At 55.4% G+C, this 13,688-nt stretch carries 14 protein-coding genes and 1 other annotated feature; of the genes, 3 read left to right on the top strand and 11 right to left on the bottom strand.

Features of this window, described 5'->3' with window-relative positions:
* Position 1 precedes the first annotated feature (1 nt).
* The 4 genes from thrA to yjjY all read right to left on the bottom strand — a co-directional run bounded on the left by thrA (position 2) and on the right by yjjY (position 4,050).
* The gene (gene thrA / locus HB664_RS06510) at positions 2-2,464 is read right to left on the bottom strand and encodes a bifunctional aspartate kinase/homoserine dehydrogenase I (RefSeq protein WP_219940513.1); all 2,463 of its coding nucleotides are present in this window, start codon (positions 2,462-2,464) and stop codon (positions 2-4) included.
* Positions 2,465-2,488: 24 nt separating this feature from the next.
* Positions 2,489-2,605: a sequence feature (Thr leader region), on the bottom strand.
* On the bottom strand, positions 2,544-2,612 hold the full coding sequence (thrL, locus tag HB664_RS06505) for a thr operon leader peptide (RefSeq protein WP_015572623.1): 69 nt from the start codon (positions 2,610-2,612) through the stop codon (positions 2,544-2,546). (Overlaps the previous feature by 62 nt.)
* Before the next feature lie 211 nt (positions 2,613-2,823).
* Positions 2,824-3,510, bottom strand: a complete 687-nt coding sequence (locus HB664_RS06500) for a tRNA/rRNA methyltransferase (RefSeq protein ID WP_033144591.1) — start codon at positions 3,508-3,510, stop codon at positions 2,824-2,826.
* Positions 3,511-3,909: 399 nt separating this feature from the next.
* Positions 3,910-4,050, bottom strand: a complete 141-nt coding sequence (yjjY, locus tag HB664_RS06495) for a protein YjjY (RefSeq protein WP_085928893.1) — start codon at positions 4,048-4,050, stop codon at positions 3,910-3,912.
* Between the two features lie 95 nt (positions 4,051-4,145).
* On the opposite strand from yjjY, the gene arcA reads away from it, so the two are divergent.
* Entirely contained in the window at positions 4,146-4,862 is a 717-nt protein-coding gene (arcA, locus tag HB664_RS06490; RefSeq protein ID WP_003856501.1) for a two-component system response regulator ArcA, read from the top strand.
* Positions 4,863-4,908: 46 nt separating this feature from the next.
* Here the strand turns inward: arcA and creD are convergent, their stop codons facing one another.
* The 4 genes from creD to creA are packed head-to-tail and all read right to left on the bottom strand — an operon-like array spanning position 4,909 to position 8,916.
* Positions 4,909-6,261, bottom strand: coding sequence for a cell envelope integrity protein CreD (gene creD / locus HB664_RS06485; protein ID WP_219940512.1), 1,353 nt, complete (start codon positions 6,259-6,261; stop codon positions 4,909-4,911).
* 56 nt (positions 6,262-6,317) lie between these two features.
* Complete coding sequence (gene creC, locus HB664_RS06480; RefSeq protein ID WP_219940511.1) at positions 6,318-7,742, bottom strand: two-component system sensor histidine kinase CreC; 1,425 nt, start codon at positions 7,740-7,742, stop codon at positions 6,318-6,320.
* A complete protein-coding gene (gene creB / locus HB664_RS06475) occupies positions 7,742-8,431 on the bottom strand; it encodes a two-component system response regulator CreB (protein WP_112778041.1) in 690 nt (229 codons plus the stop codon). The genes creC and creB overlap by 1 nt, the downstream gene beginning before the upstream one ends.
* 14 nt (positions 8,432-8,445) lie before the next feature.
* Positions 8,446-8,916, bottom strand: a complete 471-nt coding sequence (gene creA, locus HB664_RS06470; RefSeq protein WP_023334448.1) for a protein CreA — start codon at positions 8,914-8,916, stop codon at positions 8,446-8,448.
* Positions 8,917-9,127: 211 nt separating this feature from the next.
* Here creA and robA point away from each other — a divergent pair, with 211 nt between their 5' ends.
* Complete coding sequence (gene robA / locus HB664_RS06465; protein ID WP_219940510.1) at positions 9,128-9,997, top strand: MDR efflux pump AcrAB transcriptional activator RobA; 870 nt, start codon at positions 9,128-9,130, stop codon at positions 9,995-9,997.
* On the opposite strand, the gene gpmB is transcribed toward robA, so the two are convergent.
* Entirely contained in the window at positions 9,994-10,641 is a 648-nt protein-coding gene (gene gpmB, locus HB664_RS06460) for a 2,3-diphosphoglycerate-dependent phosphoglycerate mutase GpmB (protein WP_023310332.1), read from the bottom strand. The two genes, robA and gpmB, sit on opposite strands and share 4 nt — an antisense overlap.
* 50 nt (positions 10,642-10,691) lie before the next feature.
* On the opposite strand from gpmB, the gene yjjX reads away from it, so the two are divergent.
* Positions 10,692-11,207 carry an inosine/xanthosine triphosphatase gene (gene yjjX, locus HB664_RS06455; RefSeq protein WP_023334447.1) on the top strand — a complete coding sequence of 172 codons (516 nt, stop codon included), beginning with the start codon at positions 10,692-10,694 and terminating at the stop codon, positions 11,205-11,207.
* Positions 11,208-11,235: 28 nt separating this feature from the next.
* Here yjjX and trpR read toward each other — a convergent pair whose 3' ends face one another.
* Positions 11,236-11,565 carry a trp operon repressor gene (gene trpR, locus HB664_RS06450; protein WP_219940509.1) on the bottom strand — a complete coding sequence of 110 codons (330 nt, stop codon included), beginning with the start codon at positions 11,563-11,565 and terminating at the stop codon, positions 11,236-11,238.
* Between the two features lie 55 nt (positions 11,566-11,620).
* A complete protein-coding gene (gene sltY, locus HB664_RS06445; RefSeq protein WP_048975080.1) occupies positions 11,621-13,558 on the bottom strand; it encodes a murein transglycosylase in 1,938 nt (645 codons plus the stop codon).
* Positions 13,559-13,688: the final 130 nt, after the last annotated feature.

The raw sequence follows: 13,688 nt of genomic DNA, 5'->3' as shown, positions 1-13,688 counted from the left end.
GTTAAACTCCTAACTTCCATGACAGGGTACGCAGCAGATCGGCAAACACACCCGCCGCCGTAACATCGTTCCCTGCGCCATAGCCGCGAAGCACCAGCGGCAGTGGCTGATAATAGTGGCTGTAAAACGCGAGGGCGTTTTCGCCGTTTTTAACTTTGTACAGCGGATCGTTGCCATCCACTTCGGCAATCTTCACCCGGCACACGCCATCTTCTTCAATGTTGCCAACATAGCGCAATACCTTACCTTCATCACGGGCTTTCGCAACGCGCGCGGCAAAAGCATCGTCAAGCTGCGGCAAATTTGCCATGAATGCAGCGACATCACCGCTGCTGTCAAATTCTACTGGCAGCACCGGTTCAATCACGATATCAGAAAGCTCAAGCTCACGGCCCGTTTCACGTGCCAGAATCAGCAGCTTGCGCGCCACGTCCATACCGGAGAGATCGTCACGCGGATCCGGCTCGGTATAGCCCAGCTCGCGCGCGGCGCGGGTCGCTTCCGAGAGGCTCATCCCCTCATCCAGCTTGCCGAAGATAAACGACAGCGAGCCGGAGAGAATGCCGGAGAAACGCTGCAGCTCGTCGCCCGCGTTCAGCAGGTTTTGCAGGTTCTCGATAACCGGCAGCCCCGCGCCCACGTTGGTGTCGTACAGGAACTTGCGGCGCGACTTGCTCGCCGCCAGACGCAGCTGGTGATAGTAATCCATCGACGAGGTGTTGGCCTTTTTGTTCGGCGTCACCACGTGGAACCCTTCGCGCAGGAAGTCGGCGTACTGGTCGGCCACCGCCTGGTTCGAGGTACAGTCGACAATCACCGGGTTAAGCAGATGATACTCTTTCACCAGACGGATCAGGCGGCCCAGGTTGAACGGCTCTTTCGCCTCGTTCATCTCGGCCTGCCAGTTCTCCAGGTTCAGACCGTGAACGTTGGTGAGTAGCGCTCTGGAGTTGGCAATCCCGCAGACGCGCAGATCGATATGTTTCTTCTGCAGCCACTCCTGCTGACGCTTCACCTGCTCCAGCAGCGCGCCGCCCACGCCGCCGACGCCAATCAGGAACAGCTCGATAACCTGATCGGTGTTGAACAGCATCTGGTGAACCACGCGTACGCCGGTGGTGGCGTCATCGTTGTCCACAACAACAGAAATTGAACGCTCTGACGAGCCCTGGGCAATCGCCACGATATTGATATTGGCGCGCGCCAGCGCGGCAAAGAACTTCGCGGAGATACCGCGCAACGTACGCATGCCGTCGCCGACCACGGAGATAATCGCCAGGCGTTCCTGAATGGCGAGCGGTTCCAGCAGCTCTTCTTTGAGTTCCAGATAGAACTCCTCCTCCAGCGCGCGACGGGCGCGCAGGCAGTCAGCCTGCGGCACGCAGAAGCTGATGCTGTATTCGGAAGAAGACTGGGTAATCAGCACCACCGAGATACCGTTGCGGGACATAGCCGCAAAGACGCGCGCCGCCATGCCGACCATCCCCTTCATCCCCGGGCCGGAGACGCTGAACATCGCCATGTTGTTGAGGTTGGAGATGCCTTTGACCGGCAGACCGTCTTCATCGGTACTCGCGCCAATCAGCGTACCCGGCGCCTGCGGGTTACCGGTGTTTTTAATCAGGCAAGGGATCTGGAACTGGGCAATCGGGGAGATGGTACGAGGGTGAAGCACTTTGGCGCCGAAGTAGGAAAGCTCCATCGCTTCCTGGTACGACATTGACTTCAGCAGTCTGGCGTCCGGAACCTGGCGCGGGTCACAGGTATAAACGCCGTCGACGTCAGTCCAGATTTCACAACAGTCCGCGCGTAAACAGGCGGCCAGTACGGCGGCGGAGTAGTCGGAGCCGTTACGGCCCAGCACCACCAGCTCGCCCTTCTCGTTACCGGCGGTGAAGCCTGCCATCAGGATCATATGGTCAGAAGGAATTTTGCTTGCGGCGATACGGCGGGTTGATTCGGCAATATCAACGGTGGATTCGAGGTAGTGGCCCACCGCCAGCAGTTTTTCAACCGGGTCGATCACGGTCACGCTATGTCCGCGCGCTTCCAGCACGCCGGCCATGATGGCGATAGAGAGTTTTTCGCCCCGGCAGATCAGCGCCGCGTTGACGCTGTCCGGGCACTGGCCGAGAAGGCTGATGCCGTGCAGGACGTGTTTGATTTGTGCGAATTCCTGCTCAACGAAGGACTTCAGCTGAGCGTGCGGGAAGCCAGGCAGCGCCTCTGCCAGCCCTTGCAGCAAGTCAGCGAAGATACGCTCTGCGTCGCTGATGTTCGGGAGTGCATCCTGGCCACCGATGGTTTTTTCAATCATCGCCACCAGATGGTTCGTGATTTTTGCCGGGGCAGAGAGCACGGTAGCAACCTGCCCCTGCCTGGCATTGCTTTCCAGGATATCGGCAACACGCAGAAAACGTTCTGCATTTGCCACTGATGTACCGCCGAACTTCAACACTCGCATGGTTCTACCTCGTTTCCTTTAGCCGAAAAAAAAGCCCGCACTGTTCAGGTGCGGGCTTTTTTTGTTTTTCCTGTACGCGTCAGCCCGCATCGTTACCTGTGGTAATGATGATGGTTGTAGTAATGGTGGTGATGCTGATGCGTTTCATGGATGTTGTGTACTCTGTCATTATTATCTGTCTGTCCTGTATTCTTTTAGGGTTAAAGGATCGGGCACCTTAAGTCAACGAATTTTTAATTTGATCACAATTCGGGAGACTCTCACGTCCCGCTGTTTGCAGATTTATTTTCATCCGATTCGCCCAAGTGCAACCCATCAGTACAGACTTATTCACCATAGTAAAAACTTATGACAGGATTTTACTCCGCCAATTTTTTTTCAATATCGTGCAGCAAACGGTGCAGCATTGCGGTGTCCCGCTGCTCAAGACGCCCCAAACGCTGCTGCAGCCAGTCAGCCATTTTTTGATCGTCCGCCACACCCAGCTGAGACAACAGTTGCTCAACGCGAGCGCGCAGCGCAGCCAGCTGATTTTCATTTGCCCCTTCTGCCGGAGGCTGGGGGATTTGTATTAGGGAGGCTAATTGATAGCAATAAACCATGACCGCCTGGCCTAAATTCAGGGAGGGATAATCGGCGACCATCGGCGCACCGGTAAGAACGTCCGCCAGCTCCAGCTCTTCGTTGGTTAATCCGGAATCTTCACGACCAAACACCAGCGCGGCTTTATCCAGCCACTGGCTTTTCTCGCTCAACATCGGCACCAGCTCCGCTGGCGTGGCATAGTAATGGAACTTCGCACGGCTGCGCGCGGTGGTCGCAACGGTAAACGAAATGTCGTGCAGCGCATCAGCAAGCGTCGCGTAAGTGGTTATATTATCGAGGATATCGCCCGATCCGTGCGCGACCCAACGAGCCGCAGGCTCCAGGTGGGCAGCGCTGTCCACGATACGTAAATCGGTGAATCCCATGGTCTTCATGGCGCGCGCGGCAGCGCCTATATTTTCGGCTCTGGCTGGGGCAACCAGTACAATCGACAGATGCATTTATGCTCTCTTTTTAATCAGTTAGCGGGCAAAAATGTGATGCACTTCAACATATTACGCGGCGCGAATTTACAAAAATGCAACACAAATCACCGAAATAGCGTTTCATAACAAATTAAAAACGCTAAACTATTCCTTGTCTGAACAATCAGTTAGAATGTTAACAGAACACTATTATCCCCATGTTTTATAATGATAATAGCGACATGAATACCCTATTCTGATTGGATTCGCTTCGTTTATAAATCAATGTCCGCAACTAGTTGGTTTATTGAAAAATTGTGACAAAGGCTAGCATTCGGCTACGATGATTTCATCAAACTGTTAACGTGCTACAATTGAACTTGATATATGTCAACGAAGCGTAGTTTTATTGGGTGTCTGGTGTCACTTAGCCTGTTATGTTGCTGTTAAAATGGTTAGGATGACAGCCGTTTTTGACACTGTCGGGTCCAAAGGGAAAGTACCCAAGACCAAGCTAATGATGTTGTTGACGTTGATGGAAAGTGCATCAAGAACGCAATTACGTACTTTAGTCACGTTAAGCCGATCATGTTAATTTGCGACATGCATCAGGCAGGTCAGGGACTTTTGTACTTCCTGTTTCGATTTAGTTGGCAATTTAGGTAGCAAACATGCAGACCCCGCACATTCTTATCGTTGAAGACGAGTTGGTAACACGCAACACGTTAAAGAGCATTTTCGAAGCAGAAGGCTACGATGTCTTTGAAGCGACCGATGGCGCAGAGATGCATCAGATCCTTTCTGAAAATGATATCAACCTGGTGATCATGGATATTAACCTGCCGGGCAAAAACGGTCTTCTTCTGGCGCGCGAACTGCGCGAGCAGGCGAACGTCGCGTTAATGTTCCTGACGGGCCGTGATAACGAAGTTGATAAAATTCTTGGCCTGGAAATCGGTGCGGATGACTACATCACCAAGCCGTTCAATCCTCGCGAGTTAACCATTCGTGCACGCAACCTGCTGTCCCGCACCATGAACCTGGGTACGGTCAGCGAAGAGCGTCGTAGCGTAGACAGCTACAAATTCAACGGCTGGGAACTTGATATCAATAGCCGTTCGCTGATTAGCCCGAACGGTGAGCAGTATAAACTGCCGCGCAGTGAATTCCGCGCGATGCTGCACTTCTGCGAAAACCCGGGCAAAATTCAGTCCCGTGCAGAGCTGCTGAAGAAAATGACCGGCCGTGAGCTGAAACCGCACGACCGTACCGTAGACGTGACCATTCGTCGTATTCGTAAGCATTTCGAATCTACGCCAGATACGCCGGAAATCATCGCCACGATCCACGGCGAAGGGTATCGTTTCTGCGGCGATCTGCAGGAGTAATCCCGCAGTTAACGCATTAAAAAACGGCGCATTTGCGCCGTTTTTTTTATTTCCAAATCCGCATAGTATCGTTATCAGGTGCTGCGGGTGGCTCTGGTCGCTTCGGCTGAGAGAGCGAGTACCAGTCGAAATGCCGGGTCAGGTACATCACCGCGAACAGCGCCAGGGCAAGAACAGCAGAGCCCAGTAGCAATGCGCTGTCCTCCGAGCGCAGCAGGAACCACATCACGACATCCAGTCCGAGTAGTGCCAGCACAAACAGCCCGCTGCGTTTCCAGCTTTTCAGCACGGCCTGCAGGTACATTCCGTTCATCGCTGCGCCAACCAGGCTTGCAACAATCCAGGCTGGCGTAAACCCGACGTGTTCAGACAGCGCCAGCAGCACCAGATAGAACAGGACCAGCGACAGCCCCACCAGCAGATACTGCATCGGATGAAGGCGTAATCCGGTTAAGGTTTCGAAGACAAAGAAAGCCATAAACGTCAGCGCAATAAGCAAAATAGCGTATTTAATTGCCCGGTCGGTCAATTGATATTGGTCAGCCGGCGTCGCTACCGTGACGCTAAAGGCCGGGAGCGCCTCCCACTCCGGCGACTCCTTGCCGTAGAACCAGCTCTCAAGGTTATTTGCAAACCAGCTGCTCTGCCAGTTCGCCTGGAAACCAGACTCGCCTATCTGATGCTTAACAGGGAGATAATCGCCCATAAAACCCGGATGCGGCCAGTTGCTGTTGAGCGTCATTTCGCTATTACGCCCTACCGGCACCACCGCAAAACTGCCGGTTCCCGCCAGGCTGAGGGACATATCAAGCGCAAACGTTTTGGCTTCCAGCGCTTTGTCGGTCAGCGGGATGTGGATCCCAGCAAGCGCACCGTAGACGCCTGAACCGGGTTCCACGCTTAGGGTCTCACCATTGATTTTAGAGATACTGACCGTGCCAATACCCCGCGCGTCGCCAACGCCCGTCACGATAAACGGCTGCCCTGTCGCGATCGTTTCCCCTTTCAACTGCTTCAGCTCTTCGGTATTAAACTGCGCTTTTATCTTCAGGTCCGTGTTCCAGATCTGCCCGTCATAGATACCAATATTTCTCGACTCAACGCGCTGGTTACCTTCAACAACCAGAGATTCCGGCAGAATGAAATGCATGTAGCTTTTCTTGTATTCGACCTTCTTCTCATCCTCTATCTTGTAAAAGATCTCCGTCATCGGAATCGCAATCATCGGGCCGACCAGTTTTTGCGGTCCGCTGGTACTCTGGCGCAGCGTATTTTCGACATCGTTGCGGTAGCTCTCGCGCTCTGAAATCAGGTTACTGACCATAAACAGCGGAACTAACAGCAGCAGGATGCACCCCAGCAGGGTGCTAATTTTCCAGAACAGTGGGGATTTCATCATTACGTCTCCTTTGTGATGAGGAGAGCGTAACCAGGCCGTGTGGGGTTAGTTTGAAGTTATGTGAAGGGACGGTGAAGTATCAGCGTGGCCATCACGCCACCTTCATCACGATTACGCAATATAATCTCTCCCTGATGCAGACGCGCCACCTCCTGAACAAACGCCAGCCCGAGCCCGCTGCTCTTCAATCCGTTCTCCCGCGGCAGAGAATAAAAGCGCTCAAAAATACGATCCAGCGCGTAATCCGGGATCCCGCTTCCGCTGTCGGTGACGATCAGCTGTATCTGCCCCTGCACTTCCCGGGCCGCCAGTTCAATGGCGCCGCCCTGCGGCGTAAAATCGATAGCGTTATCCAGTAAATTACCGAGTGCCTGTTCGAGAAGGTCGGGATCGCCTTCAACATGAATCGAAGCGGGCTGAAGGGTCAGTACAATCTCTTTTGCTGCCAACAGCGCCGAGCGCGCGTCGGCAAGACGCGTAAACAGCAGGTCGACACGGACGATCTGAGGCGTAATTTCGACCCGATTTTCAAGACGCGACTGAGTGAGCAGTTTTTCAACCAGCGACTGCATACGCGCGTTTTGCACCAGAATATTATCGATAAACCGCGCGGCCACCTGCGGCGGCGGCTGCTCGGAGAGAATTTCCGCCGCGCCGCGTATGGCGGCGATGGGGCTTTTCAGCTCGTGGGTCAGCGCATGGACATAGTGTTCAATGTAGTTTTTCCCTTCCAGGCGAATGCGCATACTCTCCAGCGCCAATGCCAGCTTGTGCAGTTCGCTACTGCCAGGATTAGGCAGCGGGAGAGGCGTATCCGTGGTCACCGAGTCGGCATAGCGCGATAACGTCGCGATAGATCGATTGATCCACCACGCCACAACGAGGCCAATCAGCAGGGCAATGCCGAGCAGCGCCCCGCCTGCCCACAGGATCCGCCGCTCGCTGCGATGGATAACCGGTGCCATCGCGCTGTTAGGTTTCCCGACCGACACCACGCCGATAATCTTGTCCTGCTCCACAACTGGCGCGGCAACATACATCACCGTGCTTTCCGGATCGTCGGGATGGCTTTGCGTACTGCGCGCGCCGTATTCGCCCCGAAGCGTCAGCCAGACGTCGTTCCAGCGCGAGTAATCTTGCCCCACGGCCAGACCGGCGGAATCAAACACGACGCGACCCTGCGCATCGGTCATGTAGACGTGGTACTCGTTACGCACTTTATGAATCCCGCCGATATTGGCGCGGAAGGGGCGCTGATGAAGCTGAGAAAAGGCCTGCGCCAGTTTACCCTGCTGCGCATGGCCCGAAAGCAAATCATCACGCCCAATTTCAGCCAGCAGGGTCGCGGTATCGATTAACGTGCCCTCGGTTGCCCTGCGCACGCCGGGTTTTACTTCCTGAACAAAGATCGACAGCACGAACCACGCGGCGATGGCCACGATCAGGAAATACCCCAGCAGCAGACGCATCCCAATGCGCATTAATACAGCCCCAGGCTATAGCCCATACCGCGATGGGTGCTGATGGGTGACAGTTCCTCGTTCACCGCCCGCAGCTTGGCGCGCAGGGTTTTGATGTGGGTGTCCACGGTACGGTCGAAACTGTCGCCGTCTTCACCCCACACCTTGTCCATGAGCTGCTGACGAGAAAAGACCCGCCCGGGGGCCTGCAACAAGGTTTTGAGCAGCAAGAATTCATAGCGGGTCAGGGGCAGTGCTTCACCGCACCAGCTAATTCGCGCGGCAGGCTCGTTCAGTTCAAACTGCCCGATACGCAACGTTTCTGATGGTGCGACGGATTTCTGCATGCGCCGTAAAATCGTCCGCACCCGGGCGCAGACTTCACGAGGGGAGAAAGGTTTCGCAACGTAGTCATCAGCCCCCATTTCCAGGCCAAGCAGCTTGTCTACCTCATCACTGCGCGCCGTCAGAAACAGCACGGGCAGTGAGGGATGCTGCGCCAGCAGCTGGCGGCAAAGCTCAAATCCACTGATGTCCGGCAGCCCGACGTCCAGAATGGCGAGCGCCGGAGCCTGCCGCCGCGCCTCCTCCAGCACGGGTAAACCGCGTTCAAACGCCTTTACCGCGAATCCTTCCTGCTGAAGCATGTAGATCAGCGTATCGGCGATACTGGTTTCGTCTTCAACCAGCCAGACCACAGGTTGTTGCATAGTTCATCCCTGAATTAATGCCACGGCATAATCGGCACCGCGCTGATCGCGTTTTTCGGCGAGCCTTCCACCACTTTGTCAGAGTAGGCAAGGTAAGCCAGGGTGTTGCGTTTGGCATCATAGAAACGCACCACCTGCAGCTTTTTGAACACCAGTGAGGTCCGTTTCTGGAACACCACGTCGCCCTGCGCTTTGCCGTTTTTAATTTTATCGCTCAACTCAACCGGCCCCACCTGCTGACAGGAAATCGCCGCATCGGAGGTATCTTCCGCCAGTCCCAGCCCGCCTTTGATACCGCCGGTTTTCGCGCGGCTGACGTAGCAGGTGACGTTTTTCACGTCCGGATCGTCAAACGCCTCCACCACGATTTTGTGGTCCGGGCCGAACATTTTGAACACGGTATCGACGGAGCCAATCTGTTCTGCCTGCGCCACGCGCCCAACCATCAGCATCAACGCGGTGAAGATCAAAGTCTTGTATTTCATATTGTTACCATTCTTTAAAATTACACTGAGCGATTATTCAACGCTTTAGACAAAAATGTAGCAAGATCACGGGATTAGAATATATCTGCCTGTAATGTGCTCTAAAAAGCATGAATGCGCAAAAAAAACACTGAATGCTAAAACATCAAAAAATGCTATTATCCGCTAACCTGTTATCAGGCACCTGCTGTTTTAAGGATGAGGATAGTATATGGATCAGGCTGGAATTATTCGCGACCTGCTCACCTGGCTGGAAGGTCATCTCGACCAGCCTTTGTCACTGGATAATGTGGCGGCTAAAGCAGGCTATTCCAAGTGGCATCTGCAAAGGATGTTCAAGGATGTCACCGGTCATGCTATCGGGGCCTATATTCGCGCACGTCGTTTATCAAAATCTGCTGTGGCATTGCGCCTGACCGCACGGCCTATTCTGGATATTGCCCTGCAATATCGTTTCGATTCACAGCAGACCTTCACCCGCGCCTTCAAAAAACAGTTCTCGTTGACGCCAGCGCTTTATCGTCGCTCGCCTGACTGGAGCTCGTTTGGCATGCGTCCGCCGCTGCGTCTGGGCGAGTTCGCGATGCCAAAATACGAAATTGTCACGTTGCCTGAAACCCATCTGATCGGCACGACACAGAGTTACTCGTGCTCCCTGGAGCAGATTTCAGAGTTCCGTCATCAGATGCGCGTCCAGTTCTGGCGCGACTTCCTGAGCCACGCACCGACGATCCCGCCAATCCTGTATGGCCTCAACGAAACGCACCCAAGCCAGGAAAAAGACGACGAGCAGGAGGTGTTCTACACCACCGCGCTGACGCCAGAGATGGCCAATGGGTATATTCAGGGTTCGAAGCCAGTCGTGCTGGAAGGCGGCGAATACGTGATATTCGCCTATGAAGGGCTGGGAACGGGGGTTCAGGAGTTTATCCTGACCGTTTACGGAACCTGCATGCCGATGCTGAATCTGAATCGCCGTAAAGGTCAGGACATTGAGCGCTACTACCCGGCGCAGGATGCCAAACCGGAAGAAGGCCCAATCAATCTGCGTATGGAATTCTTGATTCCGATACGTCGTTAACGCTGCAGTTCGTCAAGCGCAGGGGCATCAAGATGCGAAATGTCCCCTGCCATCTCTACTACCCAGCCCGACGCCAGCCACGCGCTTTCCTGATAATCAATCCGGGAAATGGAGCAGTTGCGCAGGCGCAAACGGCGCTCAGCGTAAGCCGGTAACCCCAGAATGGTGCTCACCAGGCAACCCAACGCAATCCCGTGACTCACCAGCAGCGGACGGCTTCCCGCCGGCAGCTTCAGGCACTCCGCCAGGGCGGCATGCATGCGTACGCTAAGCTCCTGCATGGATTCGCCTTCAGGAATGCGGCCATCTTCGGTACCGTTCACCAGCGTGCGGCGCCAGCCCTCCTCCGCTTCCGTCAGCGTATCGATATGGCGTTTCTCCAGCACGCCCATATCCAGCTCGCGCAGGCGCGGCTCCAGCATGACGTCACAGCCGCAGGCATCTGCGATGATGCGCGCCGTCTGCTGTGTGCGACCTAAATCGCTGGTGATCACGTGGGTAATGCCCAGCGTTCTGGCGCGTTCCGCCACCTGCCACGCTTGCTGCACACCCTTCTCAGTGAGAGGACTGTCTGACTGGCCTTGAATACGTCGCTCGGCGTTCCACTGCGTTTCACCGTGGCGAACAAGGTATACCTGTAACATGCTTTTTTTCCGTTATACTGCGATGAGTTTTTTTTGAATCGAGCTTAATTATGCACCATGTTGTCTCTGCTACCACTAATCCTGCCAAAATTCAGGCAATTCTAAGGGCATTTGACGAGATCTTCGGCGCAGGATCCTGCCATATTGAGGCCATCGGCGTCGAGAGTGGCGTACCTGAACAGCCGTTTGGCAGCGAGGAAACGCGCGCTGGCGCACGAAATCGCGTGGCAAACGCTAAGGCCGCGGCACCGAATGCTGACTTTTGGGTAGCGATTGAAGCAGGTATCGACGAAGGCGCAACCTTTAGCTGGGTGGTCATCGAAAGCCGCGAGCAGCGCGGTGAAGCACGTTCGGCCACCCTGCCGCTGCCGGAGATCATTCTGGAAAAAGTCCGTGCGGGTGAAGCGCTCGGGCCGGTGATGTCGCAGTACACCGGCATCGATGAGATTGGCCGTAAAGAAGGGGCGATTGGCGTCTTTACCGCAGGCGCGCTGACGCGTTCAGGCGTTTATCATCAGGCCGTGATTCTGGCCTTAAGCCCGTTCCATAATGCGATTTATCGGTAAGTTTTTTTGGCCGGATAAGGCAAAGCCGTCATCCGGCGTCTTTCAGCAATACCGCTTCCAGCCACTGGCGCAGCTCAACCGGGGCCGACTTCAGGCTGTTCGAGCCTCGGGTGATCGTTGCAATACCCGCGCCGAGCTCATTTTTCAACTCGCGCTGGCTCATCTCTCCGCGCAGCAACTCTTCAATGATCCGCACGCGGGTGCCCAGCGCCTCACGCTCGTCCGGCGTGAGCATCAGCTGCATAAGGGGTAAATGCAGATCCTGTTCGTAAGAGTGACGCAGCAGCTCCACAAAACGAAGCCACTCCAGATGACGTTGTTCGGCCATTGCCGAGGAATACGGGGAATGCTGGGTCATGTTATGCTGCCTCTTGTACTCTTTAGCGAGTACAGCATAACACAACCCACGCCGATCAGTAACGTCTCTGCCACTCGGCATCGCTCATCAGGGTATCTTTCTGCCCCATGAAGTAGCGATAGTAAGCGTCATAGGCCAGCACGTTCTTCACGTAGCCGCGCGTTTCCGAGAACGGAATGCTCTCCACAAACGCTACGGCGTCGATGCGTCCGGCGCTGTTGCCGAGCCAGGTGCGCACGCGCCCAGGACCTGCGTTATACGCCGCCGAAGAGAAGATGCGGTTATTGCCGAACTGCTGATACACGTACTGGAGATAGCTGGTACCGATGTTGATGTTGGTATCCGGATCCAGAAGCTGCGACGGACTGCTGTAGCCAGGAATATTAAACATCTTCACCGTGTGCGTCGCCGTGCCCGGCATAATCTGCATCAGGCCGCTGGCGCCCACCGGGGAACGGACTTTCGGGTTCCACGCGCTCTCCTGACGGGCAATCGCCATCGCGTAGCTTTGCGGGATATCTTTGCCGCTGGTGTAGCGATCGAACAGATCTTTGTACGCCAGCGGGAAACGCTCTTCCAGATGATCCCAAAGCTTGCCGGCGATCGTCGCCTGCACGCTGAGATCCCACCAGTGATTATCAAACGCATAGCGGGCAAGCTGGGCTTTCTCATCGGTGGTGCGGCTGGTCACCAAATTCGCCCACTCGCTGCGCGCGGTGTTATCCATATTCCAGTACATCAGCTCGCGAACGCGCGCCATTTCTGGCCCCTGCGTCAGCGCCGGGTTCGCGTTGGCAGGTGCTTTATCTATACGGAAGGTGTATTCCTCACCCAGACGCTGCGCGGCAGCCATTGGGTAAAATCCGCGCTGCTGCATCAGCGAATGGAGGATCTCTTTGGCCTCATCATCACGACCGCGCTCCATCAGCAGATCGGCCTGCCAGTAGCGCCATTCGTCTTTCTCTTTGGCCTCCATGGGCAACCGCGCGAGCCAGGTATTGAGCCCACGACGATCGCCCGTGCCCAGCGCCATGCGCACACGGCGTTCCACCAGCGACGTGGAGTTCGAACGCATAATGGCATCGTCACGCCAGCGCGCCTGTTCATCGGTCACATCGGTGCCCATCAGTCGCCACGCCACGATGTCGCGCAGCTCCTGGGTTTGCTCCTCATTAAGCTGCTGCGCCTGCACCAGCTGCGGGATCATCAGCCGCGCGTTTTCGACATCGTCACGCGCCACGCTGGCAAAGGCCACCGCCGCCATCTGGCGGGTAAAATCGGTCGCGCCCGTACTGCGGGCAAAGGTCAGGACGCTGTTTGGATCGTTAGCCAGCGAGATAACCGCCGTGGAGATCGTCTGGTAATCGGACGGCATCTGCCCCGCCAGCGTGGTCACCAGACGCGTGTTACCGGCTTTCATCGCCAGACGGATGCGTTCAAGGTAGGAGAGCGGATCCTGCTTGCCGGAAGCACGCCACGCGCTAAACAGGGAATCACAGGCGTTCGGCTGGTTTTTTCCGGTCAGCCAGAGCTCTTTCGCTCCGGCCCAGGCCTCTTCCTGCTGGCCGGTCGCCCATTTTGCGTAGTAATAGTTACACTGCGCTTCGGTGGCGTTCGGCTTTTCAGGGCTAAACGCCAGCAGTCCGCGCCAGTCTTCGCGACGCGCCAGCTCATTCACAAAGCGAGACTGCAGATTTCGGGCTGGCGGCAGGGTTGGGTTCGCCTGAATGAAGTTATTCACGGTGACGGTAGGCTGGTTCATCAGATCGTCGGTTATCTGGCGATACTCCAGATACGGATACAGCGGATAATCCTTTAGCGTCGGCATCAGCGCCTGCACGGTATCCATCTGCTTGTTGTCCCACGCCTGTTTAATCTGGGCGTAGCGGTTACGTTGTTCATCCAGTGAATCGGCATGCACCGCCTGGCTTACCGCCATTACGCATACGCTGGCAGCCAGCAGACGCCAGACCACCCGTTTGGCTTTTTCCACAAGCTCTTCCTCATTGTTTTTTCGTCAATTGCAGCGTCTTGCCACGTCAAAGTCTAATTAACTTATGCTAACCAGGCATCCTTCAACGCGCCACGTCATGGACACTTTTTTACCTTTCTTGCGCGTTTTA

This window comes from Enterobacter sp. DNB-S2, from assembly GCF_019443845.1.
Taxonomy (GTDB): Bacteria; Pseudomonadota; Gammaproteobacteria; order Enterobacterales; family Enterobacteriaceae; genus Enterobacter; species Enterobacter asburiae_B.
The sequence above is the reverse complement of the archived record's forward strand: the minus strand, read 5'-3'. Positions and strand labels throughout refer to the sequence as shown.